Here is a 1090-nt window from a genome sequence, read left to right as displayed (position 1 = left end):
TGAATCGCCACGGATAATCTAGACACTTCCGAGCCGTTGATAATACTGGTTTTCATATTCTGTCGGTGACATCTGTTCGCTAGAACCATGCCGACGCTTACTGTTATAAAACATTTCGATGTAATCAAAAATATCACTGCGGGCTTCTTCCCGCGTTCCGTAGATCTTTTTCTTTATCCGTTCACGTTTCAACAACTGGAAAAAACTTTCTGCAACCGCATTATCATGGCAGTTACCGCGACGGCTCATGCTACCCTCCAGGCCGTGTGATTTCAGGAACGACTGCCACTCATGGCTTGTGTACTGACTGCCCTGATCCGAATGAACCAGCACCTGTTTTTCGGGATTACGCCGCCATACAGCCATCAGCAGTGCGTTCAGGACAATGTCCTTTGTCATCCGGGATTGCATGGACCAGCCGATAATTTTGCGTGAGAACAGATCAACAACAACGGCAAGATACAGCCAGCCTTCGTGGGTCCTGATGTAGGTTATGTCCGTTACCCAACGCTCATCAGGAGCATCCGGATTGAACTGTCGCTGGAGCCTGTTGGGTGACACGATACTGGCCTCGCCTTTACGTGCCCGCGGGCTTCGGTATCCGACCTGAGCCTTTATTCCGACACGTTTCATCAGTCTCCAGACTCTGTTTACTCCGCACTGTTGCCCGCTGTCACGCAGATCCAGATGGATTTTGCGATAACCATAGACGCATCCCGATTCCAGCCAGAACTGTTTAATCTGTCCTGTCAGTCTCAGGTCTGCCTGATGGCGTTGTGAATGCGGCTGCTGAAGCCAGGCGTAAAAACCACTGGGATGAACATCCAGCACCCGACAGAGCAGGCGAACAGGCCAGCAACAGGAGTTGTCACGGATAAAGGCGTACCTCAGTCGGACAGCTTTGCGAAGTACGCCGCGGCTTTTTTTAATATGTCCCGTTCGTCGGTAACCCGTTTCAGCTCTTTCTGGAGACGGCGGATCTCGGCCTGAGCATCTGACTGTTCTTTATTAGTGGAAGAATCCGGACCGTACTTCTTTATCCAGGCATAAAGGCTGTGGGTGGTGATATCGAGACGTGTTGCAACGCTGG

The 1090-nt window shown here is 51.0% G+C and carries 1 protein-coding gene; it reads right to left on the bottom strand.

All coding sequences use genetic code 11. The features are described 5' to 3' along the window. Positions 1–18: 18 nt before the first annotated feature. Positions 19–1090, bottom strand: a protein-coding gene (locus PUZ33_RS25095; RefSeq protein ID WP_234636977.1) for an IS3 family transposase whose coding sequence is annotated in 2 segments (ribosomal slippage) — positions 19–929 and positions 929–1090 — 1073 coding nt annotated over the 2 segments. Because the reading frame shifts where the segments join, the coding sequence is not laid out codon by codon here. This gene is flagged as partial in the annotation.

It is taken from the genome of Enterobacter cloacae complex sp. 2022EL-00981, from assembly GCF_028737495.1.
In the GTDB taxonomy this organism is placed as follows: domain Bacteria; phylum Pseudomonadota; class Gammaproteobacteria; order Enterobacterales; family Enterobacteriaceae; genus Enterobacter; species Enterobacter cloacae.
The sequence above is the reverse complement of the archived record's forward strand: the minus strand, read 5'-3'. Positions and strand labels throughout refer to the sequence as shown.